Here is a 25,682-nt window from a genome sequence, read left to right as displayed (position 1 = left end):
TCCGAAAGCGCGAATAGGACATGCGAGTCGACGGGCGGGAGATTCCCGTCTCCGGCAGCCTGCTGCAGCCGCGGATCCGCCGGACCAGTGACATTCTGCGCGTTGTGCTGTCCGCGCTGTCGGTGGCCATCGTCATCGCCGGATCACTGATCACCAGGCCGCAGTGGGAGGCGCTGGAGCGCTCGGTCTCCGGCATCGTGGGGTTCCTGACCCCGGAACAGTCGAACCTGGTCTACATCGTCTACGGCATCGCCATTCTCGCGCTGCCCTTCGCCATTCTGGTGCGGCTGGTGCTGCGCGGGCAGTGGAAACTGCTGGCGGGCTTCGTCTCCGCGGGCCTGATCGCGCTGGGCCTGTTCTCCATCACCGGCACCGGGTTCTCCGCGCCGCGCTGGCATCTGTCGGAACCGGGACAGGTCAACACCTTCCTGTCGCAGTTCCTCGACGATCCGCGCTGGATCGCCATGCTGGCGGCGACGCTCACGGTGGCCAGCCCGTGGCTGCCCGCGCGGGCGCGACGCTGGTGGTGGACGCTGCTGCTGGCCTTCGTGCCGATCCACCTGTTCGTCTCGCTGGTGGTGCCCGCCCGGGCCGCGCTGGGCCTGGTGGTGGGCTGGCTGGTGGGCGCGGTCATCGTGCTGGTGGTCGGCACGCCCGCGCTCGAGGTGCCGCTCGACGCGGCGGTGCGGGTGCTGGCCCAGCGCGGCTTCCGGGTGACCGCCTTCAAGGTGCTGCGCCCGGCCGCCCGTGGGCCACTGGTGCTTTCGGCGAGCACGGTGCCGCAGCCGGAGCTGGGCGCCTCACCCAACAGCGCGCCCGCCGCGGCCGGGACCGCGGCGGAGTCCGGTGAATCCCCTTCACCGGACAATGAATTGATCATCGAGATGTACGGTGCGAACCAGCGCAGCCGCGGCATGCTGCAGCAGCTCAAGCGCTGGCTCACGATTCGCAGCGGCGAGTACCCGGCGCCGTTCGCCTCCATGCGCCGCGCGGTCGAGCATCGCGCCCTGATGGGATTCGCCATCGCCGATCTGGGCCTGGCCAGCAACAAGCCGCTCACCGTGGCGGCGCTGGACCGCGGCTGGATGGTGTACGCGCACACCGTGCCCCAGGGCCGGCCGCTGGCCGCCGCCGACGGGGAGCCGATACTGACCCGGGTGTGGCAGGCGCTGCACAGCATGCACCAGGCCCAGATCTCGCACGGCGAACTGCACGCCGAGGAGATCCGGGTCCTCGACGACGACACCGTGCTGTTCGGCGGGTTCGTGCAATCCGAATTCGGCGCTTACCAGGCACGTTTCGACTCCGACGTGGCCCAGCTGCTGCTGTCCTCCGCGCATCTGTTCGGTGTCGGCCCGGCCGTGCGCACCGCGCTCGAAGTACTGGACAAGCAGGCGGTACTGGACGCCTCGGCCCGGCTCACCAAGACCGCGGTGCCCACCCACCTCCGCAAGGCGGTGCCGGACGCGGGCGAGCTGATGAAGGGCATCCGCGCGGAGGTGGCCGCGCAGACCGGGCAGGACAAGATCGAGGCCGCGCAGATCACCCGCTTCTCGCGCAACCAGATCATCCAGCTGGTGCTGCTCATCGGCCTGGTGTACGTGGCCTACCCGTACATCAGCGCGGTGCCCACCTTCGCCTCGGAGCTGCGCAATCTGAACTGGGGCTGGGCGCTGCTGGGGCTGACCGTGTCCGCCCTGACCTATGCGGGTGCGGCAATGGCGTTGTGGGCGTGTGCCTCCGAGGCCGTCAGGTTCGGCAACCTGCTGCTCATGCAGATCGCCAACACCTTCGCCGCGACCACCACCCCGGCCGGCGTCGGCGGGCTGGCGTTGAGCGTGCGGTTCCTGCAGAAGGGCGGCCTGGGCGCGGTGCGGGCCACCGCGGTGGTCGCCCTGCAGCAGACGGTGCAGGTGGTGACCCACGTGGTGCTGCTGCTGATCTTCGGCGCGCTGGCCGGAACCTCCACGAACCTGTCGCATTTCGTGCCCAGTGCCACCGTGCTGTACCTGGTGGCGGGCGCCCTGCTGGGCCTGCTGGGCGTGACCATGTTCGTCCCCAAGGTCCGCAAGTGGCTGCTCAACGAGGTGCGCCCGCAGCTGGCGGAGGTGGTCGGCCAGCTGAAGGATCTGGCCCGGCGGCCCGGCCGGCTGGCCATGATCGTGGGCGGCTGTGCCACCACCACCCTGGGCATGGCGCTGGCGCTGTGGGCCAGCATCGAAGCCTTCGGCGGCAGTACGACTTTCGTGACCGTCACCATCGTCACCATGATCGGCGGCACCCTGGCCTCGGCCGCCCCGACCCCCGGCGGCGTGGGCGCGGTGGAGGCCGCCCTCATCGGTGGTCTGGCCGCCTTCGGCGTCTCGGCGGGGATCGCGGTCCCCGCCGTCCTGCTCTACCGGGTGCTGACCTGCTGGCTGCCGGTGTTCTGCGGCTGGCCGATCATGCGCTGGCTCACCGCCAAGGACCTGATCTAGGCCGAATACGCCTTGCGCAGTTCGACCTTCACGACCTTGCCGCTGGCATTGCGGGGCAGCTCGGGTACGACCACCAGGTGCTTGGGGTGCTTGTAGCGGGCCAGGGACTCGTTCAGGAACGGTTCCAGCTCTTCGAGGGTCAGGTCGTCGACGCCGTCGATGAGCGCGACCACCGCGACCGGCACCTCGCCCCACTTCTCGTGCGCGCGGCCCACGACGGCGGCCTCGTGGATCTTGGGGTGCGCGAAGAGTACGTTCTCGATCTCGGCGCAGTAGATGTTCTCGCCCCCGGAGATGATCATGTCCTTCTTGCGGTCCACCACGTAGATGAAGCCCTCCTCGTCCTGGCGGACCAGGTCCCCGGAGTGGAACCAGCCGCCGTGGAAGGCCGCCGCGGTGGCCTCGGGCTTGTTCCAGTAGCCCTGCATGAGAGTCGGTCCGCGATAGACGATCTCGCCGACCGTACCGGGCGCGACATCGTTCATCTCGTCGTCGACCACGCGGGCCTGGATGGTGGGGATGGGCAGGCCGACCGAGCCGATCTTGCGCAGCGCGTCCTTGCCCTCGAGCACACAGGTGATGGGTGACATCTCGGTCTGGCCGAACACCGCCACATTGAAGGCGTTCGGGAAGCAGTCGGCCATGGCGCGCAGCACCGTGTCCGACGCGGGGGCCGCGCCCCAGCACAGCGCCTGCAGTGCGAGCTTGCGCTGCTTGACCGTCGGCTCCTCGCAGATGAGCTGCCACTGCACCGGTACGCAGAAGGCGGCGGTGGCCTGCTCGGCCTCGACCGCGTCGAGGAATTCGGTGGCATCGAACGCGCCCAGCGGGTGCAGCACGGTTTTGCCGCCGAGCATGAAATACGGGGTGAGCGAGCCCAATCCGGCGATGTGGAACAGCGGTGAGCTGCAGAAGCCGATGGAGTCCGGGGTGATCTCCATGGCCCGGATACAGGTCAGCGCCTGCGCGTTCATGTTCGCGTGGGTGAGCACCGCACCCTTCGGGCTGCCGGTGGTGCCCGAGGTGTACATGATCAGGCAGGGGGTCTCTTCCGGAATGTCCAGCGGCGCATGCGGTTCGCCCGGCTCGGCCAGGACGTCCTCGTAGCCGATGACGCCCGCGCCGGTCTGCCCGTTGATGACCACGACCGTGGACAGGTCCGGGGCCTGCCCGGCGACGCCCACGGCCAGCGGCTGCAGCACCGAGTCGGTGACGATGGCCTTGGCGCCGGAGTCGGCCACGATGTAGGCGACCTCGGGCGGGGTGAGCCGGAAGTTCACCGGCACCGCGATGGCCCCGAGCGCATTGATGCCCATGACGGCCTCGATGTACTCGGTGTAGTTCAGCGCCAGGATGAGCACACGATCGCCGAACCCGACCCCTCGACGGGACAGCGCGTCGGCGAACCGCTCCGACCGCTCGTGCAGCTGCTTCCAGGTGGTGTCCACGCCCTTGTACTTGAAGGCGATCCGACCGGGCCGCATGGCCGCGTGGGTCGCGACCTGGTTCACCCAGTGGTTGCGACGCGACCGAATCGGCTCGTCTAGCGGCTGGAAGGTCATGCGGTGTCCTTTCACGCTGATCGACTGTGAGAATATCCCTTAACTTTCTGACGTGACAAGGGTTACAGAGAAGGTTTCATCGAGAAGTTCTCACCGATTCATTCAGCAGTTCAGAGCATGTATTCGAGCCTGGTAGACACCCATATCCACAAGCGGCCACTCCCGGCAGCACTGGTCACAGCCCTGGTCAGGTGCAAACTTCGACTCACATCAGGGTTGTCGCTCCATATGCAACTATGCGAGTATCGGGGCAGTTTGCGAGAGGCAGGGAGAGGACAGCGCCCATGGCACTGAAGACCAGATTCACCGAGACCTTCGGGGTCGAGCACCCCATCGTCCAGGGCGGCATGATGTGGGTCGGCCGCGCCGAACTGGCCGCCGCCGTCTCCGAGGCGGGTGGTCTCGGCATCATCACCGCGCTCACCCAGCCCACCCCCGACGATCTGCGCCGCGAGATCGACCGCGCGCGTGAGCTCACCGACAAGCCCTTCGGCGTGAACGTCACCATCCTGCCGTCGATCAACCCGCCGCCGTACCAGGAGTACGTGCAGGCGATCATCGAGTCCGGCGTGAAGATCGTGGAGACCGCCGGGTCCAATCCGGAGCCCTTCCTGCCGTACTACAAGGAAGCCGGCATCAAGGTGCTGCACAAGTGCACCAGCGTGCGGCACGCGCTCAAGGCGCAGAAGATCGGCGTGGACGGCGTGTCCATCGACGGCTTCGAATGCGCCGGGCACCCGGGCGAGGACGACGTGCCGGGCCTGATCCTGATTCCGGCCGCCACCCGGGCCCTCGACATCCCGGTCATCGCCTCCGGCGGCATCGCCGATGCGCGCGGCCTGGTCGCGGCGCTGGCGCTGGGCGCGGACGGCGTGAACATGGGCACCCGCTTCATGTGCACCCGGGAGTCGGCGATCCACCAGACGGTCAAGGAGCAGATCGTCGCCAACTCGGAGCGGGCCACCCAGCTCATCTTCCGCACCATGCACAACACCGCCCGCGTGGCGGACAACGAGATCAGCCGCAAGGTCGTCGAGATCGAGAAGGCCGGCGGCAAGTTCGAGGACGTCAAGGATCTGGTGGCGGGCGCGCGCGGCCGCCGGGTGTTCGAGGACGGCGACCTGGACGCCGGCATCTGGTCGGCCGGTCAGGTGCAGGGCCTCATCGACGACATCCCGACCTGCGGTGAGCTGGTCTCCCGGATGGTCACCGAGGCAGAGGCGCTGATCCAGCAGCGGCTCGCGGGCATGATCGGATAATTCGGGCGAAAGTCCGTATGTCCCAGACAATTACGACAGGGCCCTTGGCATTTCCCGCCAAGGGCTCTGGCCATTCCGGCTATCGGCGCCTGCTGGATCCGTCATGCTTTGAGGACACGACGGATGCGGCGGAGGTGCCCGAAATGGCCATCACTCGAATCTATCTCGACGACGACGCGCTGCGCCGGACCATGGCCATCTCCGGAGTGAACACCGAACAGGACGCGGTGAACCTAGCACTGCGGTTCTTCAGCTCCCATGCCACCGCCGAGGATTTCGACCATCCCTTTCAGGGGCGGACGGCCACGGCCTCGTAATCATGCGCAACGATGACCCCGAGGCCTTCGGGGCGATCGGATAGGCGCTGACCTGCACAGCGCCGGGTAACGGATTCGCCTGCGCGAAAGCCCTTCTGGCCGGGGCGAATTCTTGGCAGAATCGCCGGTGGTACCTCGACGGCCGACAGCGCGCGGACACGGGAGGGCATTCCTGTGCGGCAGAGTACGAGAGCATCGACCGATCCCACCCCGTTCCCGCGGGTGTCGATCGTCGGCGTCGGCTGCCGGTCGACGGGTCTGGAGTTCGATCACGAGTGGTTCGGCATGGATCGCCTCGCGGCCGCGGGGCTCACCCCGCGCCAGCGCACCAACCTCGAGGTCGCCGTGGAAGCCCTCGACGACTCCGGATTGGGCTGTCTTGCACCGGCGTCCAATGCGGCGGTGGTCTTCGGCGCGGTCGGCGGCACCAATAGCGCCCACCACCTCTCGCGCGCCCTGGACCTGCGCGGTCCCAGCCTCACCGTGGACAGCCGGCGCGCCTCGCCACTGGTCGCCGTCGACATGGGCGTACGCCTGCTGGCCGACGAAGCCGTGCCCTTCGTTATCGCGGGCGGTATGGATCTCGCTCTGCTACCGGACATTTCGGACCTTCGGATACCGGTGCCCAGGAATCGCGGCGCCGGCGGCGGCAACGGCATCTGCACCGTCCTGGTGCTGCAACGCACGACCGACGCGCTCCGGACCCGAACCCGCCGCTACGCCGACATCGGCGGGCCCGCCATCGGATTCCCCGAGGCGGACAGCCCCGATGCGCACATCGCCCTGGACGACCCCGCGCGACCGAGCGGGACCCCCGCCCTCGACCGCGGTGACGAACCCCCGGTTCTCCTGCCCCTCACCGGACGCGATCCGGCCGCCATCCACGCCCTCGCGCTGCGCTGGGCCGTCGCCATCGGGTCCTATCGCTCGCTGCGCGAATTCGCTTCCGCCACTACCCGGCTCATACCCGAACCCACCCGCGCCGGGGTCCTCGCCCGCGACACCGCCGAGGCCGCGGCCCACCTGCGCACCCTGGCCCGCCGCATCGCCACCACGCCCGCGATCGCCGGCACCACGGGGACGGTCACGCCCGCACCCCTCCCACGCGCGGCCACCGGCATCTTCGACCCGGTCCGCACCGAGCACGACGGCGGCACGCTCTTCCTCTTCCCCGGAACCGGCGGCCACCCGCGCATGGGACGCGCGCTCGCGGCCCGGTACCCGGTCTTCGCGGCGGCATTGACCGCGGCCGTGGACGCCGTGGCAGCGGCCGGCGGCCCACGAGTCTGGACGCCGCGCAATGGATTCCATCGAACGACCCCTGCGGGTCGAGGCGGCGACCACGGGCTCGATCGCGCCCGCGAATTCGGCTGTGAGAGCGACACTTCGGGCGAATCCGGCGCGGACGGCATCGTATTCGAGCATTCGGCATTGTTCGCCTTTCAGGTCGCACTGGCCGAACTGCTCGAGTCGGTGGGGCTGCACGCGGATGCGGTAGCCGGGCACGGCGTCGGTGAGGTCGCCGCCGCGGTCGCCGGCGGCGCGCTGTCGCTGGACGACGGGGCCCGGGTGGTGGTGGCGCGGGCGCGGCTGCACGAGCGCGCCGGTGGGGGTGGAGCCGCGGCCGTGCTCGAGGCGACTCTCGCGGAGGTGACCCGGCTGGTCGAGCCCATGCGCGCCGATGTCGCCGTCGCCGCGGTGGACGGTCCGACCGCCATCACCGTGGCGGGCGAGCCCCGCTATATCGACGCCCTGGTGCGGCGGGCCCATCGCCGCGCCATCTTCGCCCAGCGCCTCCCCGCCGACGCCATACCCGCCGCCGCGCACCTGCCCGCGATCCGCGACCGCGCCGCCGAGTTGCACGGTGAACTCACCGATCTCGAGGCGAACCCGCCGCAGCTGCGGTTCTACTCGACCACCCGGCCCGGCCCGGTGCCACGCGCCCGGGCCACCGCGGACGAGACCACGCGCACCACGGCACCGCCCGCCACGGCGGACGATCCGCGCACGGACGCCGCCTACTGGGCTGCCAACGCGTGGCAGCCGATCCACTTGGCCGCGGCGCTGGAATCAGCTGCCGCCGAAGGGATTTCGAGAATTCTCGAGATCGGGCCGCAGCCGGTGCTGACCCCGGGATTGCGGGAGCGCGCCCCGTTCCGGGAGGGCGCGCGGGCCGTGCTGTCCCGCGACGACGAGGCGGAGAGTTTTCTGCACACCATCGCGCGGCGCTATCTGGACGGGTGCGCCGTGGACTGGACGGCCCTCGGCTCGCTGACGGCCGCTCCACCGCAACGGCAATGGCGCAGATCGGATTCCGGTGCGCGGCGCCGGTGGCGCGACGGCGCCTTCGGCGCGGCCTACCCGGCCGGGCAGCCGCCGGCGCCGGCTTTTCCGGCCGTCGAAATCCGGCCGGACGGGACGTATCTGGTCGCGGGCGGGCTGGGCCCGCAGGGCGAGGTCGCGGTGCGCTGGCTGCTGGAGGCGGGGGCGCGGGACGTGGTGGTGCTGACCCGCACGCCGCGGCCGCTGCCGGCGGGATTGACCGGGATGGAGGAGCGGATCGTGGTGATGCGGTGCGACTGCGCCGATCGCACCGATCTGGCGACGGCGCTGCAGGACATTCGCGAGTGCGGGTCGGACGTCCGGGGCGTGGTGCACGCGTCGGGGGAGACCCGGCTGGTGGCGGCGGCGAATCTGCTGGAGTTGACGGCGGCGGATCCCACCGATTTCACCGTGCTGCTGACCTGCGTACCCAGTGCGGCCGAGCCGGGTGCGGTACGGGAACTGGCGGCGGCGCAGGTGGATCGGCGGGTCATCTGCGTGGAGTGGGTGGTCGGCCCCGCAGCCTGACAGCCGGGCAAAACGGTCAATTGGAGCCAAAACCGTGTGTCAATATGCGACCGGTCGGTCGCACGGGAATGATGACTCCATGGCGGACCCCGAGATCACGGTCAAGTGGAAGAAGGAGCCGGACGAGCACGACTACCCGGCCGCCGCGGACTACCTCGACATGCTGGCGGAGCCGGATATCGTCGACAAGGTCATCCAGAAGCTGCGCGCCGCCCCCGTGGTGCACAAGAAGGCCAAGGACCTGCTGCGCGCCTCGCAGCTGGAGATCCTGCCGACCTACAACCCCTTTGTCCGCCGCGACCTCGCCAAGATCACGGCCGGCCTGGCGCTCTCGCCGATCCTGGTGGTGCGCGGTGACTTCCGCAAGGCCGTGCCCATGCAGATCGTGGACGGCTATCACCGGGTCTGCGCCATCTACTACACCGACGAGAACATCGCGATCCCGGTGAAGATCGCCTCCCTGCCCTGACCGCGTGAATGCCGAGACGACGACGCCGTGACCTTCCAGACCCTCACCCTCATCACCCTGCTCGGCCTGGCCGGGCCCTGGCTGGCCTGGCGGCAGACCTGGCACCTGCCGGTCATCCTGGGTGAACTGCTCGCCGGAATCGTCTTCGGCACCACCGGCTTCGGCCTGCTGCACCCGCAGGACCCGACCTTCACCTTCATCGCCGATGTCGGCTTCGCGGTGGTCATGTTCGTGGCCGGCACCCACGTGCCGGTGCGGGACGCGGCCATTCGCTCGGCGCTGGGGCGGGGCACGCTGCGCGCGGTGCTGGTGGGCGTGCTCTCGGTGATCGCCGGGCAGGGCATCGCGACCTGGTTCGACACCGGACACGGACTGCTCTACGCCGTACTGCTCGCCTCCTCCTCGGCGGCCATCGTGCTGCCCATCATCGATTCCCAGCGGCTGAGCGGAAAACCCGTGCTGGAGATGACCGCTCAGGTCGCCATCGCCGACGCGGCCGCGGTGGTGGCGCTGCCGCTGGTGATCGATCCGCACAATGCGAGCCGGGCCGCGCTCGGGGCGCTCCTGGTGGCCGGGGCGGCGGTGGTCGCGTACTTCTTCCTGCGCTGGCTCGAGGATTCCGGCATCCGGCACCGGCTGCACAAGATCTCCGAGGATCGGCAGTTCGCGCTCGAACTGCGGGTCAGCCTCGCCCTGCTGTTCGCCCTCGGCGCGCTCGCCACCCGCAGTCACGTCTCGATCATGCTGGCGGGCTTCGCACTCGGCCTGGCGGTGGCGGCCATCGGGGAACCGCGCCGAGTCGCCAAGCAGCTCTTCGCCATCAGCGACGGCTTCCTCGCGCCGCTGTTCTTCGTCTGGCTCGGCGCACGGCTGAACCTGCGCGAATTCGGCGACCACCCGCATCTGATCCTGCTGGGCCTGGCACTGGGCGCGGCCGCGGTACTGGCCCATGTGGTCATGCGGTTCCTGGGTCAGCCGATTCCACTCGGGGCCATCGCTTCCGCGCAGATCGGCGTGCCGGTCGCGGCGGTTACGGTCGGCACCCAGCTGCACGTGCTGAAACCGGGCGAACCGGCCGCGCTCATGCTCGGCGCGCTGGTCACCATCGCCGCCGCCGCGTGGGGAGCGCGGGCGGCGTCCACGGGCACGGGCACGCCGGGCGGTGCCGCGATATCCCAGCGAGACAACTGATTTCGTGAGTCGAGGGCAACTCGCCGGGCACGTCCGAAATCGGGTTGGCACCCGACCTTCGGCACGGGTGCCAGGCTGTCGGCGGCTCCTAGCCGTCCGCTGAAGTCCCGGGGAGGCGGGGGAGGTCGCGGCCCAGCAACCGGTCCGTCTCGCGGCGCTCGCGCTTGGTCGGGCGGCCCGCGCCGCGATCACGGCGCGGCAGGAGGGCGGTCAGCTGCGGGTCGGGCGGGGGCGGGCTCTTGTCGATCATGCACTGCCCGGCCACGGCCGCGCCGACACGCTTGGTGATGAGCTGCTCGACGATGACGATGCGTTCGGAACCATGGACACGAACGCGGATCTCGTCACCGGGCTTCAGCTGGTGCGCGGGCTTGACCGGTACGCCATTGACCCGCACATGCCCGGACCGGCAGGCCGCGGCGGCCGCCGAGCGGGTCTTGAAAATGCGGACGGCCCAGGTCCAAGAATCAACTCGGGCCTGAGCCGTGGTGCTCAGTGGAGCAGTGGTCACACGTCGACGATACTGCGTCAGACGTTGACGACGATATGTGCGTCAGGCGTTGACGATGCGGCGCGCGGTGACGACCTGACTCGCGTGCAGGTTGGTGTAGGAGACCGGGGTACCGGTCTGCACGGCGTTCAGCAGCTTGCCGTCGCCGGCGTAGATGCCCACGTGGCCGCCGCCGTTGGTGATGACGATGTCGCCGGGCTGCAGGTCCTCGAAGGCGACCGGGGCACCGACGTTGGACTGCTCGAAGCTGGTGCGGGGCAGCTCGACTCCGGCCTGCTTGTAGGCCCACTGCACGAGGCCGGAGCAGTCGAAGCTGTAGGGACCGGTCGCGCCCCAGGAGTACTGGGCGCCGACCTTGGTCTCGGCGGCGTGCAGCGCGATGTCGCCGACGGAGCTGGACTTCTGGAAGATGCTGGGCAGCTGGAACTGCGGAGCGGGAGCAGCCGGGACGCCGACCTGAGCGCCGCCGCCGAGTCCGCCCGGGGTCTGCAGCGCCGTCTCGGCGTCCTTGACCGTCTGGTTGAACTGCTGCACCTGGGGCGCGAAATCGTCCGGCACGTCGAAGTTTCCGATGCCCGGGATCTCGACGGTGGCGGCGGTGGCGGTGATCGCCGGGAACACGCCGGTAGTCGTCGCGGCCATCGCACCCATGACGATGGCGCCCTTCACGGAATTCGGAAGCCGAGATTCCTGCTGCAAGCTGTGCTTACCCACTGAGCCGCATCTCCGATCTTGCTGCTGTAACGTCGCGGGCTGCCTCTCCGATGAAGCAACAGACTCCGCTAAGTCACGAGAAGATTACGACTAGGCCGCCGCGTTGTCCACCCGACGCGATAGGCGCGTCGCATCTTTACGAAAACGCCCCGCTGAACAAGCAATTCGGTGTATAGGGCCGTGGATCACGAGACGATATACGTCGTCAATTCGCCCGTTATCAATCTTTCGCCTCGATCGCCCGCTCCAGCTCGGCAATCCGCCGGCGAGCGTCCGCGAGATCGACTTCCAACTGCCCCAGCGCCATGACCAGCGGACCCACCGCGAGATCGGCCACCAGCTGTGGATCGTCGTACCCGCGCTCGATGGCCACCAGGATGTTGTTGCGGATGCGCGCGGCCACGATCGCCTCGGCGGGCACGTTCCAGGATTCGACCACCTCCGCGACGGTGGGCGTGGGTACGGCTTCTTCCGACATGAACCCTCCTGCGCTGGATCCCAACGAATCAGGCATAAGGGTAGAGACCCCCGGGGACACCGCGGACTCGCTGTATCGACTTCCGCTGATCGCGAATCGGCCGGGCCGGTATGCCGGTCGATAGCTGTCTCTAGTGTCCTCGATAGATGCCCGGATAATCCGCGATGACCGCGCTACGGTTGGGCCGCATGGACCCCGTCAGGAATCCCTACGCACCCGGCGCGGGGCAGCGACCGCCCGAGCTCGCGGGCCGGGACCGGCAGCTCGACGCCTTCGACATCGTGCTGGAGCGGGTGGCGCGCGGACGGCCGGAGCGCAGCGTCATGCTCACCGGTTTGCGCGGCGTCGGAAAGACGGTGCTGCTCAACCAGCTTCGCTCGGCCGCCCGCTCGCGCGGCTGGGGCACCGGGAAGCTGGAGGCCCGCCCCGATCAGGAACTGCGGCGGCCGCTGGCCTCGGCGCTGCACATGGCGGTGCGTTCGATCGCTGTGACACACCGCAATCCGGAGCAGGTGGACGATTTCCTGGGGATTCTCAAGGCTTTCGCACTGCGCTCCACCGACGGCAAGGGCATGCGGGAACGCTGGAACCCGGGCATCGATGTGCCCGCGGTGACCGGACGGGCCGACTCCGGCGATATCGAGATCGATCTGGTGGAGCTGCTCATGGAAGCGGCGGCGCTGGTGCGTGATCTGGGCATCGGCATCGCGGTGTTCATCGACGAGATGCAGGATCTCGGCGCGGCCGACATCTCGGCCATCTGCGGGGCCTGCCACGAATTGAGCCAGGACGCCGCGCCTTTGATCGTGGTCGGGGCGGGTCTGCCGCATCTGCCCGCGGTGCTGACCGCGTCCAAGAGCTACTCCGAGCGCCTGTTCTCCTACCACCGCATCGATCGACTGGATCGGGAGTCGGCCGACCAGGCGCTCATCGCGCCGGCCGAGCGGGAGAGCGTGAAGTACTCCGAGGAGGCGCTGGACGCGCTGTACCGGAAGGCCGACGGGTACCCGTATTTCGTGCAGGCCTACGGCAAGGCCGCCTGGGACGCGGCGGCGCAGAGCCCGATCTCGGCCGAGGATGTGGCGGTGGCGTCGCCTGCCGCCGAAGAAGAGCTGGCGGTCGGTTTCTTTGGCTCCCGCTACGAGCGAGCGACGCCGGCCGAGCGCGAATACATGCGCGCCATGGCCGACCTGTCCGGCGACGACGGGCCGGTGGCCACCTCGGCGGTGGCACACGAGCTGGGACGCAAACCTGCCTCGTTGTCCCCGGCGCGCGACGGCTTGATCAAGAAGGGTCTGATCTACTCGGCCGAGCGCGGAACCATCGGTTTCACGGTCCCGCATTTCGGCCGATATCTGCGCGGCGTTCAATAACCAAAGATTAGCCAACTGATCAAGATCATCTCGTGACGAGGCTTTTCGATCTTTGCCAGCCCCTACCGGCGGGTAACAAAGACTCCTACACTCGAATGTGATTCTCATCACGGTCGAGGAGGACAACATGGCGACTGCCGCCAAAGTCGACGCCACCGAAGAACAAGCCCGGGCACTGGTCGAGGAATCCCGCGAAACCACCTGGGCCAAGCCGTCCTTCGCCAAGGAGATGTTCCTCGGCCGGTTCCGGCTCGACCTCATCCATCCATTCCCGCGCCCCGACGCCGCGGACGCCGCCAAGACCGAGGCGTACCTGACCCGGCTGCGAGCCTTCTGCGAGACCATCGACGGCCAGCGCATCGAGGCCGAGGGCCGCATCCCCGACGAATACGTGCGCGGGCTGGCCGAACTCGGCTGCTTCGGCCTCAAGATTCCCGAGGAGTACGGCGGGGTCGGGCTGTCGCAGGTGGGCTACAACAAGTCCCTCATGCTGGTCGGCTCCGCGCACGCCAGCCTCGGCGTGCTGCTCTCCGCGCACCAGTCCATCGGCGTGCCCGAACCGCTCAAACTGGCCGGCACCCCGGAACAGAAGCGAGAGTTCCTGCCGCGCTGCGCCAAGGGCGCGGTGAGCGCGTTCCTGCTCACCGAACCCGATGTGGGCTCCGACCCGGCACGCATGGCCTCCACCGCGACCCCGACCCCGGACGGGGAGGCCTACGAGATCAGCGGCGTGAAGCTGTGGACCACCAATGGCGTTGTCGCCGAACTGCTCGTGGTCATGGCGCGGGTGCCCAAGAGCGAGGGCCATCGCGGAGGCATCTCCGCGTTCATCGTGGAGGCCGACAGCCCCGGCATCACGGTGGAGCGGCGCAATGCGTTCATGGGCCTGCGCGGCATCGAGAACGGTGTCACCCGGATGGACAAGGTGCGCGTACCCAAGCGGAACCTGGTGGGCCGCGAGGGCGACGGGCTCAAGATCGCGCTCACCACCCTCAACGCCGGTCGCCTCGCCATCCCGGCCATGTGCACGGCCGCGGCCAAGTGGTCGCTCAAGATCGCGCGGGAATGGTCGGCCACCCGGGTGCAGTGGGGCCGCCCGGTCGGCGAGCACGGCGCGGTCGGCGCGAAGCTCTCCTACATCGCCGCAACGACTTTCGCGCTGGAATCGGTGCTCGATCTGTCGGGCACCATGTGCGACGAGAACCGCAACGACATCCGCATCGAGGCCGCGCTGGCCAAGCTGTGGGCCTCGGAGATGGCGTGCCGGATCGCCGACGAACTGGTGCAGATCCGCGGCGGCCGCGGCTACGAGACCGCGGCCTCGCTGCGGGCCCGCGGCGAAAGAGCCGTCAGCGCCGAGCAATTGGTGCGCGATCTGCGCATCAACCGCATCTTCGAGGGTTCCAGCGAGATCATGCGGCTGCTCATCGCCCGCGAGATGGCCGATGCCCATATGGCCGCGGCCGGGGCGCTGGTGGATCGCAATGCCGAGCTCAAGGACAAGGCCAAGGCTGCGGTCGGGGCGAGCGGCTTCTATGCCAAATGGTTCCCGCAGCTGACCGTCGGCGCCGGCACCGCGCCGGTCAGCTACGGCGAATTCGGGCCGCTGGCACGGCACATGCGCTTCGTCGAGCGGATGTCACGCAAGCAGGCCCGCGCCCTCATGTACGGCATGGCGCGCTGGCAGGCCAAGCTCGAGTACAAGCAGGGCTTCCTGGGCCGCATCGTCGACATCGGCGCGGAACTGTTCGCCATGGCCGCGGCCTGCGTGCGCGCCCAGTCCCTGCGCGTCGACGGCAGTCCCGACGGCGTGGCCGCCGAGGAACTCGCCGAGGTCTTCTGCCGTCAGGCCCGCCGGCGGGTCGAGAAGCTCTTCGACGATCTCTGGTCCAACACCGATGACGCCGATACCGACCTCACCCGCGGCATCCTCGACGGGCGCTACCGCTGGCTCGAGGGCGGCGCACTGGATCCGAGCGAGGGCACCGGCCCCTGGATCGCCGAATGGCAGTTCGGGCCGTCGGTGGAACAGAACCTGTTGCGCCCGTTCCTCCCGTCCACGAAGACGGGGGCGGCGACGTAAGCCGAGATCCGCACAGAAATCTGCCGCCCTCTAGTCCGATTGCTAGAGGGCGGCAGATTGTCATGACAGCCGGAATGCGTCGATGCGGCATGGACGACACTGTCGATGCGATATGAATCTACTTTTGTCTAGGTCATTCGCTAGATGCGAGTAGAAATTGCGGACGCCGACCGGACGTACAGGGATTTCTACACGGGTCTAGCAATGTGGCGAGACTCCGATAGATCCCCCGACAGCCGTGCATAGATCAGCGGAGACAGTTGGACAACTTGTCTATAACGCCTGGTGTGGGGGGTTAACGCAGGGGTTATTTCTATCGACAACCGGGCAAGAAGGCGCACTCTTCAGGAGGACGTCATGTCCACGATCAACACCCGCGCGGCCGATTTCGACGGCCACCACATCACCGTGTCCGCCGATGACGGCGTGCCACTCGCGGTGCGCGAGTTCGGCACCACCGACGCCCCCGTCACCGTCGTGTTCGTCCACGGGCACTGCCTGCGCGCGGAATCGTGGGCGTTCATGCGCGGGCACCTGCTGCAGACCTGGGGCGAGGACACCCACATGGTCTTCTACGACCATCGCGGACACGGGGATTCCGGCAATGCCGACCCGGCCACGTACACCATCGAGCAGCTGGCCCGGGATCTGGACGCGGTGCTGCGGGTCGTGGTGCCGACCGGACCCGTTGTCCTGGTGGGTCATTCGATGGGCGCCATGACCGTGCTCGCCTACGCCCGGCTGTACCCGGAGACGATCGGGACGCGGGTGGTCGGCGTCGGCCTGCTCTCCAGCGCCGCCAACGGGGTGACCCGGGTGGGGCTGGGGCGGCTGTTGAGCGCACCGGCGGTGAACTCGCTGCGGGTGGCGGTGCGGCGCGCGCCGCGGGCCATGCAGGCCTCGAAACACCTGAGCCGCCGCATCTTCGAGCCCATCATGCGGGACGCCACCCTGGGCACCCGCAAGGTGAGCCCGCGCATGCTGGCGGTGGCGACGGCCATGCTCAACGACACCTCGCTGCTGACCATGGCCAGCTTCCTGGAGTCGCTGATCCGCTTCGACGAGACCGCGACCCTGCACCGGCTGGGCTCGATTCCGGTGCTGGTGCTGGCCGGGTCCGCGGACATCATGATTCCGTTCGCGCACTCGGTGGTGCTCGCCTCCCAGGTCTCCGACGCCGAGCTGGTGCGGCTGGACGGCGCCGGGCACAGCGTGATCCTGGAGCGGGCCGAGGAGGTGGCCGCCGCGGTGGTGGCGCTGGTGGCCCGGGCGACCGCGGCGGCGCGCGGCGCGGACCCGGACTGCGGGCCGGAGTACGCCATCGCGGGGTAGCCGCAAGATCATCGGCGGCGGGCGGATTCGAAGATCTGAAACGTCCGCCGCCTCAATTCCGCGCCCGGTGACAGGCCCTCTAGCTGCGAATATTGGTTGCCGACGAGACGAATCCCGCACGATCACGTACTGTGTTGTAGATCACGATGTGTGGTCTGTCACACGGCTCGAGGAGGTTTCGATGACACGCAGCGAGATTGCGGAACTCCGCTACGCGGTCGGCCAGCTCCGGCAGTGCGTCACCGCACTGCGTTCGCACTACGGAGACGCGGGCACCGTCCGCCGGCTGGAAAACGATCTGGAAAGGCTCGTCATCGACACCGACGAGTTCGAACAGGCGCCGCCGCCGGAACCACCGCGGGCCAAGCAGGAGACGATCTACGTCCCCGACGCCAAGCACGATGAGGCGGCCTGGATGGGCGCGCAGGACGAGGGGCTGGGCTTCCACTCCCGCCCGCGCACCAAGTAGCTAATCCTTCGTTTCGAACAGCGGGAGGGCCACCTCGACAATGGCGTCGAGGCTGGGCAATTCGACGAGCGCGCCGGGTGGGCTCAGCTGCCGCTGCAGCGCGCGCTGATGAGCCGCGCCGACCAGCAGCAGAGCCCGGGTGCGCAGATCCCCGGCCTCGACGCCCCGGGCCGACAGGTAGGCGACCACGGCGTCCACCGCGCGGTGCGGGCCCAGGTCGAGATCGCGGCTACGTTCCCGGTAGACCGCGCCCAACTCGGCATCCGATTGCACCGCCGCCATCACGGGCAGGGCGGAGACGAAGAATTCCTCCAGGGTCGCGAGCAGCGACCGCAGCGCCGTGCGCAGATCCGCCGCGGGCGCGTCGGCGAGCAGGTCCTCGAGCGGGCGCAGCTGATGCTGGATCACGGCCTGTAGCAGGCCCATTCGATCGCCGAAGTGGTAGAAGATGCTGGATTCGGCGACGCCGGCCCGGACCGCGATCTCCTTGGTGGACAGCCGGGCGAGGCCGGATTCCGCGAGCGCCTGTTGCGCGTTGGCGATCACGGCCTCGCGCACACCGGTACTGGGCCGCCCTCGGGAACGGGTCGCCACATCGCCTCCTGTCACGTTTCGACTGTCGCTTTCCGGCACGACCCTTGCAGTATGCCGCACCTGGTCGTATTTTCTGAGTAGTCACTCAGTAAACAGGGAACCGGAGGACGCACCGATGTCCCAGCCAGCAACGACCACCCCGAACCCGGCCGCCACCCGCAAACAGGAGCGGCTCAACGCCGTCATGCGCCGGATCCTGCGCTCACCGCTGCACCGGGTGGTCAGCGGGAAACTGCTCATCGTCACCGTGGTCGGCCGCAAGACCGGGCGGGTGTACGAGCACCCCGTCGCCTACGCCGAACACGACGGCACGCTGCTGATCGGCACCGCGGCCACGTGGCGGCACAACCTGCGCCCCGGCGAGCCGGTGCGAATCGGCCTGCGGCGCCGGGAGATCGACGCCGATTGGGAGGTCGTCACCGACGTGGACGCGGCGGCCGAGCCGTATCGGATCATCCTCGAGCAGAACCCGACCCACGGGAAATACGCCGGCATCAGCCTGAATTCGGACGGTAGCGTCAACCGCGAGGAGCTGGCGGCGGCCTTCGCCCGGGGCACGGCGGTCGTCCGGCTCCGCCCGCGTGGCTAGTCCTCGGTGGCGGTCGACCGGTCCTCAGTGTCGGTGCCGGCCCCGGCCCGAGCGCCGGCCGCCGACGCCGCGGAAGCGGGCGCCGCGCGGGGCCTGCGAAACCGGTTCCAGATCGGGGGATTCGAAGATCGCGGCGAGGGCGCCGCCGGGGCCGACCGGGGTCACGGCCAGGCCGAGACCGCCGTCGCGGCGGGCCAGTTCGTGCAGCATGGTGGTGACCATGCGCAGACCCGCCGCGCCGCCCGGATCACCGAGGGCGATCGCGCCGCCGTGCACGTTCAGGCGCTCCGCGGTGTCGCCCCCGAGGCCCAGGGTGCGGGCCAGGGCCAGCACCTCGACGGCGGAGGTCTCCTCCACCTCCAGCAACTCCAGGTCCGACAGTTCGAAACCGGTGCGCCACAGTGCCTTTGCGACGGCGGAGGTGGCGGCGGGCACCGGGACGCCGAGGGGAGCCGTGGTGCTGATCCAGTCGAGCAGGTAGCCCATCGGCTCCAGGCCGAGATCCACCAGCCGGTCCTCGGCCACCACCAGGCAGGCCGCGGCGGCCAGGCCGCGGCTGCTGCTGTTTCCGGCCGTGGTCACGCCGTCGGGCCGGAAGGGGGACAGCGCCGCGAAGGCGCGGTGCGAAACATCGTCGCGCAACCCCTCGTCCCGGTCGACCAGGCGGACCACCTCGGAATTCGGATCATCGGGACGCGCGCACACCACGACGGGCGCGGTCTCCGCGCCGAACACACCCTGGCGATGGGCGCGGGCGGCCCGGCGGTGGCTGACCGCGGCGAAGTCGTCGGCCGCGGCCCGGCCCAGCTCGTGGTCGCGGGCCAGCTGTTCGGCGCGTTCCGAATCCGCTTGTCCGCGTGCGGGTTCGGCGGACCAGATCGCGATCTGCTGGTCGGTGGTGGGTCCGTCGCCGGCCGCGGGTCCTGGGCGGACGCCGGGCAGCGGCGGGACGCTGGCGGATTGCGCGTCGAATCCCCCTGCGGCGCTGGAGCATTCGGCGCCCACCGCCAGCACCACGTCGGCCGCGCCGGTGCGCACCATCATGGCGGCGGTGATCAGGGCGCGCAGTCCGCTGCCAGGGCCCCCGCCCAGGGCGAAGTCACCCAGCTCCGGCGACAGTCCGCACTGCGGCAGGGCCGAGCGGATGGCCTCGGCATCGGGGACGGCGGTGACCAGCTGTTCGACCCGCGCGGGATCGATGCCCGAGCGGCCGAGCACCGCCGCGACGACAGTGCCGACCAGCCGGTTCGGCGGCACCGCGGCGAGTGCTCCGCCGGGCAGACCCACAGGCGTGCGCATCGGCATGACGATGGCGGCGCGTCTCATTACCGGCTCCCTTCGAACGCTCAGCAGACCGACAGGCCACCACACCGTTGTTGCTGTCATATGACGGCCGGTAACCGCTGCGGACGAGCCGCCCGACCTGCGCGCGGGCCGGAATCCGAAACACTCTGACAGCCCGGCGAGTTCGCGAGATTGCCGTTTGTTCACCAAGCAAACGAATCACTGACGGCCACAGGAAATGTGGCGCAAATCACGGGATCGCGAAATAGCTGTTGCGAGCTCGAGTGATAGCACCCCTGTCGTAAGGTGCTCACCATCACATTCGATGCCGGAGGTAACGATGACGTTCCACGGGGTAGAGCAGCGAGGCATCCAGCAGTGAGCGCCGCACCAGGCAAGGCTTCTGAATCGAGCACAACCGGGGTTTTCAGTAGGGGACGGGCTGCCATTTCGGCACGCACGCTCCGCACCGACCGGTGGTGGGTGCCGCCGGCCGCGACGGTGCTGGGGCTCGCGGCCTTCGTCATCTACGCGACCATCAGATCCTTTGTGCGCAGCGCGTATTGGGTGCCGGACTTCCACTATCTGACACCGTTCTATTCACCCTGCCTGAGCGCCTCGTGCGTCGAGGGCTCCAGCCATTTCGGCACGCCGGTCGGCCACCTGCCCATGTGGATTCCGCTGGGCTTCCTGGTGCTGCCGTTCCTGCTGCTGTTCCGGCTCACCTGCTACTACTACCGCAAGGCCTACTACCGGTCGGTGTGGATGTCGCCGCCGGCCTGCGCGGTGGCCGAGCCGCACGCGAAATACACGGGGGAGACGCGGCTTCCGCTGATCATCCAGAACGCGCACCGCTACTTCTTCTACGTCGCGATCATCATCTCGGTGATCAACACCTATGACGCGGTGATCTCCTTCCACGCCAAGGGCGGCGGCTTCGGCATCGGCCTGGGGACGCTGATCATCACCGGCAACGCGCTGCTGCTGTGGGCGTACACGCTGTCGTGCCACTCCTGCCGCCACATCGCGGGCGGACGGCTCAAGCACTTCTCGCAGCACCCCGTGCGCTACCGCTTCTGGACCGTGGTGTCGAAGCTGAACACCCGGCACATGCAGCTGGCCTGGACCACGCTGGGCACGCTGGTCCTCACCGATTTCTACGTCATGCTGGTGGCGAGCGGAACCATCTCCGATCCTCGCCTCATCGGCTGACAGTCCTCTATTCCTCTGTCTCCCAGGAGTATTCGGTTCCATGCCTGAAGTCGAGCGGCACAAGTACGACGTCGTCGTGATCGGTGCCGGCGGTGCCGGCCTGCGTGCGGTCATCGAGGCCCGTGAGCACGGGCTGTCCGTGGCGGTGGTCTGCAAGTCCCTGTTCGGCAAGGCGCACACCGTCATGGCCGAGGGCGGCTGCGCGGCCGCCATGGGCAATGCCAATGAGAAGGACAACTGGCAGACCCATTTCAAGGACACCATGCGCGGGGGCAAGTTCCTCAACAACTGGCGCATGGCCGAACTGCACGCCCAGGAGGCCCCCGACCGGGTGTGGGAGCTGGAAACCTACGGGGCGCTGTTCGATCGGACCAAGGACGGCCGGATCAGCCAGCGCAACTTCGGCGGCCACACCTATCCGCGGCTGGCGCACGTCGGTGACCGCACCGGGCTCGAGATCATCCGCACCATGCAGCAGAAGATCGTCTCGCTGCAGCAGGAGGATTACGCGCAGACCGGTGACTACGAGGCGCGCATCAAGATTTTCGCCGAATGCACCATCACCGAGCTGCTCAAGGACGGCGACCGGATCGCCGGGGCCTTCGGGTACTGGCGGGAGTCCGGGCGCTTCATCCTGTTCGAGACGCCCGCGGTGGTGATCGCCACCGGCGGCGTCGGCAAGTCGTACAAGGTGACCTCGAACTCCTGGGAGTACACCGGCGACGGGCACGCGCTCGCGCTGCGGGCCGGGGCGTCGCTGATCAATATGGAGTTCCTGCAGTTCCATCCGACCGGCATGGTCTGGCCGCCGTCGGTGAAGGGCATCCTGGTCACCGAGGGCGTGCGTGGTGACGGCGGGGTGCTCAAGAACTCCGACGGCAAGCGGTTCATGTTCGATTACATCCCGCCGGTGTTCAAGGGCCAGTACGCCGAGACCATCGAGGAGGCGGACCAGTGGCTGAAGGACAACGATTCCGCCCGGCGCACACCGGATCTGCTGCCGCGTGACGAAGTCGCGCGGGCCATCAACGAAGAGGTCAAGGCCGGGCGCGGCACCCCGCACGGCGGCGTCTATCTGGATATCTCCTCCCGCCTGCCCGCCGACCAGATCGTCAAGCGGCTGCCGTCCATGCACCACCAGTTCAAAGAGCTGGCGGACGTGGACATTACGAAGGAGCCGATGGAGGTCGGGCCGACCTGCCACTACGTGATGGGTGGCATCGAGGTCGATCCGGACACCCAGGCGGCCACGGTGCCCGGCCTGTTCGCGGCCGGCGAATGCGCAGGCGGCCTGCACGGCTCCAACCGGCTGGGCGGCAACTCGCTGTCGGACCTGCTGGTCTTCGGCCGGCGCGCCGGACTGGGCGCGGCCACCTATGTCGAGCAGCTGGCCGCGCGGCCCAAGATCGCCGACACCGATATCGCCGCGGCCGCGAAATCGGCTGTGACGCCGTTCGATCCGCCCGCCGAGGGCGGCCCGGGCGAGAACCCGTACACGCTGCACATGGACCTGCAGCAGACCATGAACGATCTGGTCGGCATCATCCGCAAGGAACACGAACTGAAGCAGGCCGTCGAGCATCTCTCCGAGCTGCGCGACCGCTACGACCACGTCACCGTGGAGGGCCACCGGCAGTTCAATCCGGGCTGGCATCTGGCCCTGGACATGCGCAACATGCTGCTCATCAGCGAATGCGTCGCCCAGGCCGCGCTGCTGCGCACCGAGAGCCGCGGCGGCCACACCCGCGACGACCACCCGGGCATGGATCCGGTGTGGCGCAACAAGCTGCTGGTCTGCACCATCGACCCGGACGAGGTCGGGTTCTCGGTGCCGTCGGTGACCGTCACGGCCGAGGCCCAGGTGCCCATGCGCACCGACCTGCTCCGGTTGTTCGACCTGGCGGAACTCGAAAAGTACTACACCCCCGCCGATCTCGCAGAGTTGCGGGACGACGCCGGAAAGGCGGAATAGCCATGGGTTACGAGGCGAAGTTCAAGGTGTGGCGCGGTGACACCGAGGGCGGCGGCCTGCAGGACTTCACCGTCGAGGTGAACGAGGGCGAGGTGGTGCTCGACATCATCCACCGGCTGCAGGCCACCCAGGCGCCGGATCTGGCGGTGCGCTGGAACTGCAAGGCGGGCAAGTGCGGTTCGTGCTCGGCCGAGGTGAACGGCCGGCCGGGGCTGCTGTGCATGACCCGCATGTCGACGTTCACCCAGGACGAAGTGGTGACGGTGACGCCCATGCGCACCTTCCCGGTTATTCGCGACCTGGTCACGGATGTGTCGTTCAACTACCAGAAGGCCCGCGAAGTACCGTCTTTCACGCCGCCGGTGGATCTGAAGCCGGGCGAGTACCGGATGCAGCAGGCCGATGTGGAACGGTCGCAGGAATTCCGCAAGTGCATCGAATGCTTCCTGTGCCAGAACACCTGTCACGTGGTCCGTGATCACGAGGACAACAAGCACGCATTCTCCGGCCCGCGATACCTGATGCGTATTGCCGAACTCGAAATGCATCCATTGGATGTGGCCGACCGCCGGGAACTGGCGCAAGAGGATGCGGGCCTGGGCTTCTGCAACATCACCAAGTGCTGCACGGAAGTGTGCCCGGAACACATCAAGATCACCGACAACGCGCTGATCCCGCTCAAGGAACGCGTGGTGGACAGGCAGTACGACCCGATCGTCTGGCTGGGCAACAAGCTCTTCCGGCGCTGACGGCCGAGCTGGTTGTTGATCACGAAACGGCTGCCGTTTGGCAACGGAAGTATGTTTGCGACGGCTAAGCATGGGTATCCAACTATTCGTGGACCGAGGACTCAAGAATGCGCGTCCCCGGTACCGGAAAATGGGTCCCGATGACTGGGTCGAACGGCTGATCGTAGGGATGCTCTTCGCGGTATCGGCGATGGGCGTATACGTACTCACCGGCGCACTGATGCCCGCCGTCGCGATCGGCGTGCTGGTCGCCGCCGTCGCCATGGGTGTGGTCGCAATCCTCTGATACCGGGGGTTCACGGGTCGGGGCCCGTGAACCCTCGTTCAGCGAATCACCGGTCGAAGACCCCGTTTTCGAGGCCCGCGGTGAAGGATCCCCATTCCGCCGCGCCGAACACCAGCGCCGGGCCCTGCGGATTCTTGCTGTCCCGCACGCCCACTCGGCCCGCGGGCAGGAACGCCACTTCGACGCACTCCTTACCGGCCCCGCTGCGGCTGCTCTTGAACCAGCGGGCCCCGGAAAGATCCACACTCATGCCGAATACTCCTTCGCCACCTGCCGGAGCAGGTTTCTGCTGTCCTGAACGTCCAGCGCGCAGCGTTCCAGGCCCGCTTGTGCCCGGCGATAACGCTGAACGTCGCCCTGTCTCTCGAGATACAGATCGCCGGTGAACCCCTCCACGTAGACCACCGGGGGCTCCACCGGTTGCCCCTTGCTGTCGCATCCGAATTCCAGAATCACGAACGGTCCGGTCGAAAGTCCCAGGGGGACACCGGCGGCGAAGGGCAGGATACGCAGCGCGACATTGGACCGGGTACTCAATTCCGCCAAGTGTCGCACCTGCGCCGCCATCACCCTTGCACCTCCCACCAGGCGGCGCAATACCGATTCGTGCAACACCATGGCGATGGTCGCCGGGTGCATGCGGCGGGTGATCATGGCCTGCCGCTGCATACGCAGCTGAACGCGCCGATCCACCTCCACCATGGTCTCTTCCGGGTATCCAAGCCGGTTCAGGGCCCTTGCGTACTCGGCCGTCTGCAGCAGGCCCGGCACCAATTCCGATTGGTAGCAGGACAACTGCTGCGCGGATGCCTCGAGGCCGACGTAGACGTCGAAGTTCTCGGGAATCAGGTCGCCGTACGAGTGCCACCAGCTCTTGACCGCCGCCTGCTGCGCCAAACCCTTGAGCCCCTCGGCGATTTCGGCGGGGATCCCGTAGATGCGGCACAGTTCCTGGATGTCGATGGTGCGGATGCGGTCCGCGTTGCCCTTCTCGAGCCGCTGCAAGGTGCTCGCGCCCCACTCCATCAGCTTGGCGGCTTCGGCGATGGTCAATCCTGCCTGGATGCGCCAGTCCCGTAGATAGCGACCGAGCTGACGGCGAGGCAGGGTGGATGACGCGGGACCTTCGGACACAACACGCTCCATTCGCGATCGCGGGCATGGATCGGGGCTCGACGGCGGGCGAGGGCTTCGTCCACTTTGGAGAATCGTCCTCCCCCAAGTGGATTCACTGCTGGGAATTCGCGCAATTTTGCGTTCTCCTGCTCGAAATTCGCCCGCCTGGCGTCTGCTCGTGGTGTGCTGGAGATGTGCCCGGAGCGGTGTAGCTAGGCCCCTTTCCTTTCCTGAACCTCCGGGCACTTCAGGAACCAGCGGGAACGAGGAGTGGTCTGGACATGCAACTGACGTCCCTCAATATGCACATTGCCGGTCTGTCGCGCTGCCGCCGCGATCCGGGTGTGATGACCGTCGAACAAGCGCACGCCGCAATGCAATTGCACCTCGATTGCACGGTGCAGACCTGCAAGGTACGGCGACGAGCACGGGCAACGCTGGTCGAGGAGGGACGGTGCGTGCTCGACGAGCGGGCACTGCCATGACCGGCCCCGCACCGGCCCAGGCCGGCCCCGATCCCGTATCGACCGGCTACGACCGGTTCGTCCACCGGATGCTGTGGCTGCTGCTCGACGCCCGGACAGCACAGCTCCGCCACCAGAAGGCACAGTTCCACACCAGGATTTCGCGGCCCGGGAAGTACCGGGGAAGGCCTCCGGCCGCGATGAACGCTGCCGCACAGCGCTTTCGAGCGCCCCGCGCCTAACCTCCGGGCAGCGGTGGCGCAGTCCCCACCGCGTGCTGCAGCGCGGTTCGGCCGCCCGCTCCACAGACGGCGGGCGGTCGAACCGCACC

Annotated in this window: 25 protein-coding genes; 17 read left to right on the top strand and 8 right to left on the bottom strand. The window is 68.3% G+C overall.

Annotation, left to right across the window (positions count from 1 at the left end; translation table 11 throughout):
* The first annotated feature begins 20 nt into the window (after positions 1-20).
* Entirely contained in the window at positions 21-2,477 is a 2,457-nt protein-coding gene (locus tag ACFXKA_RS19455) for a lysylphosphatidylglycerol synthase domain-containing protein (RefSeq protein ID WP_379428272.1), read from the top strand.
* Here ACFXKA_RS19455 and fadD5 read toward each other — a convergent pair.
* Positions 2,474-4,039, bottom strand: coding sequence for a fatty-acid--CoA ligase FadD5 (fadD5, locus tag ACFXKA_RS19450; RefSeq protein ID WP_379428271.1), 1,566 nt, complete (start codon positions 4,037-4,039; stop codon positions 2,474-2,476). The genes ACFXKA_RS19455 and fadD5 overlap by 4 nt on opposite strands.
* 284 nt (positions 4,040-4,323) lie before the next feature.
* Between fadD5 and ACFXKA_RS19445 the strand changes: the two genes are divergently transcribed.
* The 5 genes from ACFXKA_RS19445 (at position 4,324) to ACFXKA_RS19425 (ending at position 10,125) form a co-directional block, all read left to right on the top strand.
* The gene (locus ACFXKA_RS19445) at positions 4,324-5,298 is read left to right on the top strand and encodes an NAD(P)H-dependent flavin oxidoreductase (RefSeq protein WP_379428270.1); all 975 of its coding nucleotides are present in this window, start codon (positions 4,324-4,326) and stop codon (positions 5,296-5,298) included.
* 143 nt (positions 5,299-5,441) lie between these two features.
* Positions 5,442-5,615 carry a type II toxin-antitoxin system VapB family antitoxin gene (locus tag ACFXKA_RS19440; RefSeq protein WP_354840953.1) on the top strand — a complete coding sequence of 58 codons (174 nt, stop codon included), beginning with the start codon at positions 5,442-5,444 and terminating at the stop codon, positions 5,613-5,615.
* A 174-nt stretch (positions 5,616-5,789) separates the two neighbouring features.
* Complete coding sequence (locus ACFXKA_RS19435) at positions 5,790-8,465, top strand: acyltransferase domain-containing protein (RefSeq protein ID WP_379428269.1); 2,676 nt, start codon at positions 5,790-5,792, stop codon at positions 8,463-8,465.
* 79 nt (positions 8,466-8,544) lie between these two features.
* The gene (locus tag ACFXKA_RS19430) at positions 8,545-8,934 is read left to right on the top strand and encodes a hypothetical protein (RefSeq protein ID WP_354840947.1); all 390 of its coding nucleotides are present in this window, start codon (positions 8,545-8,547) and stop codon (positions 8,932-8,934) included.
* Between the two features lie 27 nt (positions 8,935-8,961).
* Entirely contained in the window at positions 8,962-10,125 is a 1,164-nt protein-coding gene (locus ACFXKA_RS19425) for a cation:proton antiporter (RefSeq protein ID WP_379428268.1), read from the top strand.
* Positions 10,126-10,213: 88 nt separating this feature from the next.
* On the opposite strand, the gene ACFXKA_RS19420 is transcribed toward ACFXKA_RS19425, so the two are convergent.
* The 3 genes from ACFXKA_RS19420 to ACFXKA_RS19410 form a co-directional block, all read right to left on the bottom strand.
* Positions 10,214-10,636 carry an RNA-binding S4 domain-containing protein gene (locus tag ACFXKA_RS19420; RefSeq protein ID WP_354840941.1) on the bottom strand — a complete coding sequence of 141 codons (423 nt, stop codon included), beginning with the start codon at positions 10,634-10,636 and terminating at the stop codon, positions 10,214-10,216.
* Positions 10,637-10,678: 42 nt separating this feature from the next.
* Positions 10,679-11,350 carry an NlpC/P60 family protein gene (locus ACFXKA_RS19415; protein ID WP_354840938.1) on the bottom strand — a complete coding sequence of 224 codons (672 nt, stop codon included), beginning with the start codon at positions 11,348-11,350 and terminating at the stop codon, positions 10,679-10,681.
* Between the two features lie 220 nt (positions 11,351-11,570).
* The gene (locus ACFXKA_RS19410) at positions 11,571-11,828 is read right to left on the bottom strand and encodes a hypothetical protein (protein WP_354840935.1); all 258 of its coding nucleotides are present in this window, start codon (positions 11,826-11,828) and stop codon (positions 11,571-11,573) included.
* A 188-nt stretch (positions 11,829-12,016) separates the two neighbouring features.
* Here ACFXKA_RS19410 and ACFXKA_RS19405 point away from each other — a divergent pair, with 188 nt between their 5' ends.
* From ACFXKA_RS19405 to ACFXKA_RS19390, 4 genes are all read left to right on the top strand, one after another.
* Positions 12,017-13,201, top strand: coding sequence for an ATP-binding protein (locus ACFXKA_RS19405; RefSeq protein ID WP_354840932.1), 1,185 nt, complete (start codon positions 12,017-12,019; stop codon positions 13,199-13,201).
* Positions 13,202-13,328: 127 nt separating this feature from the next.
* The gene (locus ACFXKA_RS19400) at positions 13,329-15,284 is read left to right on the top strand and encodes an acyl-CoA dehydrogenase family protein (protein ID WP_379428267.1); all 1,956 of its coding nucleotides are present in this window, start codon (positions 13,329-13,331) and stop codon (positions 15,282-15,284) included.
* Between the two features lie 357 nt (positions 15,285-15,641).
* The gene (locus ACFXKA_RS19395) at positions 15,642-16,616 is read left to right on the top strand and encodes an alpha/beta fold hydrolase (RefSeq protein WP_379428266.1); all 975 of its coding nucleotides are present in this window, start codon (positions 15,642-15,644) and stop codon (positions 16,614-16,616) included.
* Positions 16,617-16,797: 181 nt separating this feature from the next.
* On the top strand, positions 16,798-17,085 hold the full coding sequence (locus ACFXKA_RS19390; RefSeq protein WP_354840923.1) for a hypothetical protein: 288 nt from the start codon (positions 16,798-16,800) through the stop codon (positions 17,083-17,085).
* Here the strand turns inward: ACFXKA_RS19390 and ACFXKA_RS19385 are convergent, their stop codons facing one another.
* On the bottom strand, positions 17,086-17,679 hold the full coding sequence (locus ACFXKA_RS19385) for a TetR/AcrR family transcriptional regulator (RefSeq protein WP_379428265.1): 594 nt from the start codon (positions 17,677-17,679) through the stop codon (positions 17,086-17,088).
* Positions 17,680-17,794: 115 nt separating this feature from the next.
* Between ACFXKA_RS19385 and ACFXKA_RS19380 the strand changes: the two genes are divergently transcribed.
* Positions 17,795-18,268: a nitroreductase/quinone reductase family protein gene (locus tag ACFXKA_RS19380; protein ID WP_379428264.1), complete on the top strand. Its 474-nt coding sequence runs from the start codon at positions 17,795-17,797 to the stop codon at positions 18,266-18,268.
* Positions 18,269-18,292: 24 nt separating this feature from the next.
* On the opposite strand, the gene ACFXKA_RS19375 is transcribed toward ACFXKA_RS19380, so the two are convergent.
* Positions 18,293-19,594, bottom strand: a complete 1,302-nt coding sequence (locus ACFXKA_RS19375; RefSeq protein WP_379428263.1) for an acetyl-CoA acetyltransferase — start codon at positions 19,592-19,594, stop codon at positions 18,293-18,295.
* Between the two features lie 336 nt (positions 19,595-19,930).
* On the opposite strand from ACFXKA_RS19375, the gene ACFXKA_RS19370 reads away from it, so the two are divergent.
* The 4 genes from ACFXKA_RS19370 to ACFXKA_RS19355 all read left to right on the top strand — a co-directional run bounded on the left by ACFXKA_RS19370 (position 19,931) and on the right by ACFXKA_RS19355 (position 23,771).
* A complete protein-coding gene (locus ACFXKA_RS19370) occupies positions 19,931-20,764 on the top strand; it encodes a hypothetical protein (RefSeq protein WP_379428262.1) in 834 nt (277 codons plus the stop codon).
* A 40-nt stretch (positions 20,765-20,804) separates the two neighbouring features.
* Positions 20,805-22,736: a fumarate reductase/succinate dehydrogenase flavoprotein subunit gene (locus ACFXKA_RS19365; RefSeq protein ID WP_354840908.1), complete on the top strand. Its 1,932-nt coding sequence runs from the start codon at positions 20,805-20,807 to the stop codon at positions 22,734-22,736.
* A gap of 2 nt (positions 22,737-22,738) precedes the next feature.
* Positions 22,739-23,485, top strand: a complete 747-nt coding sequence (locus ACFXKA_RS19360; protein ID WP_379428261.1) for a succinate dehydrogenase/fumarate reductase iron-sulfur subunit — start codon at positions 22,739-22,741, stop codon at positions 23,483-23,485.
* A gap of 130 nt (positions 23,486-23,615) precedes the next feature.
* On the top strand, positions 23,616-23,771 hold the full coding sequence (locus ACFXKA_RS19355) for a hypothetical protein (RefSeq protein WP_354840902.1): 156 nt from the start codon (positions 23,616-23,618) through the stop codon (positions 23,769-23,771).
* A 46-nt stretch (positions 23,772-23,817) separates the two neighbouring features.
* On the opposite strand, the gene ACFXKA_RS19350 is transcribed toward ACFXKA_RS19355, so the two are convergent.
* Entirely contained in the window at positions 23,818-24,021 is a 204-nt protein-coding gene (locus ACFXKA_RS19350; protein WP_354840899.1) for a DUF397 domain-containing protein, read from the bottom strand.
* Positions 24,018-24,905, bottom strand: a complete 888-nt coding sequence (locus tag ACFXKA_RS19345; RefSeq protein ID WP_379428260.1) for a helix-turn-helix domain-containing protein — start codon at positions 24,903-24,905, stop codon at positions 24,018-24,020. The genes ACFXKA_RS19350 and ACFXKA_RS19345 overlap by 4 nt, the downstream gene beginning before the upstream one ends.
* A 263-nt stretch (positions 24,906-25,168) precedes the next feature.
* Between ACFXKA_RS19345 and ACFXKA_RS19340 the strand changes: the two genes are divergently transcribed.
* Together ACFXKA_RS19340 and ACFXKA_RS19335 are read left to right on the top strand one after the other, a co-directional pair.
* Positions 25,169-25,372: a hypothetical protein gene (locus ACFXKA_RS19340; protein ID WP_040862491.1), complete on the top strand. Its 204-nt coding sequence runs from the start codon at positions 25,169-25,171 to the stop codon at positions 25,370-25,372.
* Entirely contained in the window at positions 25,342-25,593 is a 252-nt protein-coding gene (locus ACFXKA_RS19335; protein ID WP_354840892.1) for a hypothetical protein, read from the top strand. Before ACFXKA_RS19340 ends, ACFXKA_RS19335 begins: the two co-directional genes overlap by 31 nt.
* Positions 25,594-25,682 lie beyond the last annotated feature (89 nt).

This window comes from Nocardia sp. NPDC059228, from assembly GCF_042754245.1.
GTDB lineage: Bacteria > Actinomycetota > Actinomycetes > Mycobacteriales > Mycobacteriaceae > Nocardia.
The sequence above is the reverse complement of the archived record's forward strand: the minus strand, read 5'-3'. Positions and strand labels throughout refer to the sequence as shown.

Coding starts and splice junctions, on each gene's coding strand:
- ACFXKA_RS19455 (WP_379428272.1), top strand. CDS start 21: ATGCGAGTCGACGGGCGGGAGATTCCCGTCTCCGGCAGCCTGCTGCAG.
- fadD5 (WP_379428271.1), bottom strand. CDS start 4,039: ATGACCTTCCAGCCGCTAGACGAGCCGATTCGGTCGCGTCGCAACCAC.
- ACFXKA_RS19445 (WP_379428270.1), top strand. CDS start 4,324: ATGGCACTGAAGACCAGATTCACCGAGACCTTCGGGGTCGAGCACCCC.
- ACFXKA_RS19440 (WP_354840953.1), top strand. CDS start 5,442: ATGGCCATCACTCGAATCTATCTCGACGACGACGCGCTGCGCCGGACC.
- ACFXKA_RS19430 (WP_354840947.1), top strand. CDS start 8,545: ATGGCGGACCCCGAGATCACGGTCAAGTGGAAGAAGGAGCCGGACGAG.
- ACFXKA_RS19410 (WP_354840935.1), bottom strand. CDS start 11,828: ATGTCGGAAGAAGCCGTACCCACGCCCACCGTCGCGGAGGTGGTCGAA.
- ACFXKA_RS19405 (WP_354840932.1), top strand. CDS start 12,017: ATGGACCCCGTCAGGAATCCCTACGCACCCGGCGCGGGGCAGCGACCG.
- ACFXKA_RS19400 (WP_379428267.1), top strand. CDS start 13,329: ATGGCGACTGCCGCCAAAGTCGACGCCACCGAAGAACAAGCCCGGGCA.
- ACFXKA_RS19395 (WP_379428266.1), top strand. CDS start 15,642: ATGTCCACGATCAACACCCGCGCGGCCGATTTCGACGGCCACCACATC.
- ACFXKA_RS19390 (WP_354840923.1), top strand. CDS start 16,798: ATGACACGCAGCGAGATTGCGGAACTCCGCTACGCGGTCGGCCAGCTC.
- ACFXKA_RS19380 (WP_379428264.1), top strand. CDS start 17,795: ATGTCCCAGCCAGCAACGACCACCCCGAACCCGGCCGCCACCCGCAAA.
- ACFXKA_RS19375 (WP_379428263.1), bottom strand. CDS start 19,594: ATGAGACGCGCCGCCATCGTCATGCCGATGCGCACGCCTGTGGGTCTG.
- ACFXKA_RS19365 (WP_354840908.1), top strand. CDS start 20,805: ATGCCTGAAGTCGAGCGGCACAAGTACGACGTCGTCGTGATCGGTGCC.
- ACFXKA_RS19360 (WP_379428261.1), top strand. CDS start 22,739: ATGGGTTACGAGGCGAAGTTCAAGGTGTGGCGCGGTGACACCGAGGGC.
- ACFXKA_RS19355 (WP_354840902.1), top strand. CDS start 23,616: ATGGGTCCCGATGACTGGGTCGAACGGCTGATCGTAGGGATGCTCTTC.
- ACFXKA_RS19350 (WP_354840899.1), bottom strand. CDS start 24,021: ATGAGTGTGGATCTTTCCGGGGCCCGCTGGTTCAAGAGCAGCCGCAGC.
- ACFXKA_RS19340 (WP_040862491.1), top strand. CDS start 25,169: ATGCAACTGACGTCCCTCAATATGCACATTGCCGGTCTGTCGCGCTGC.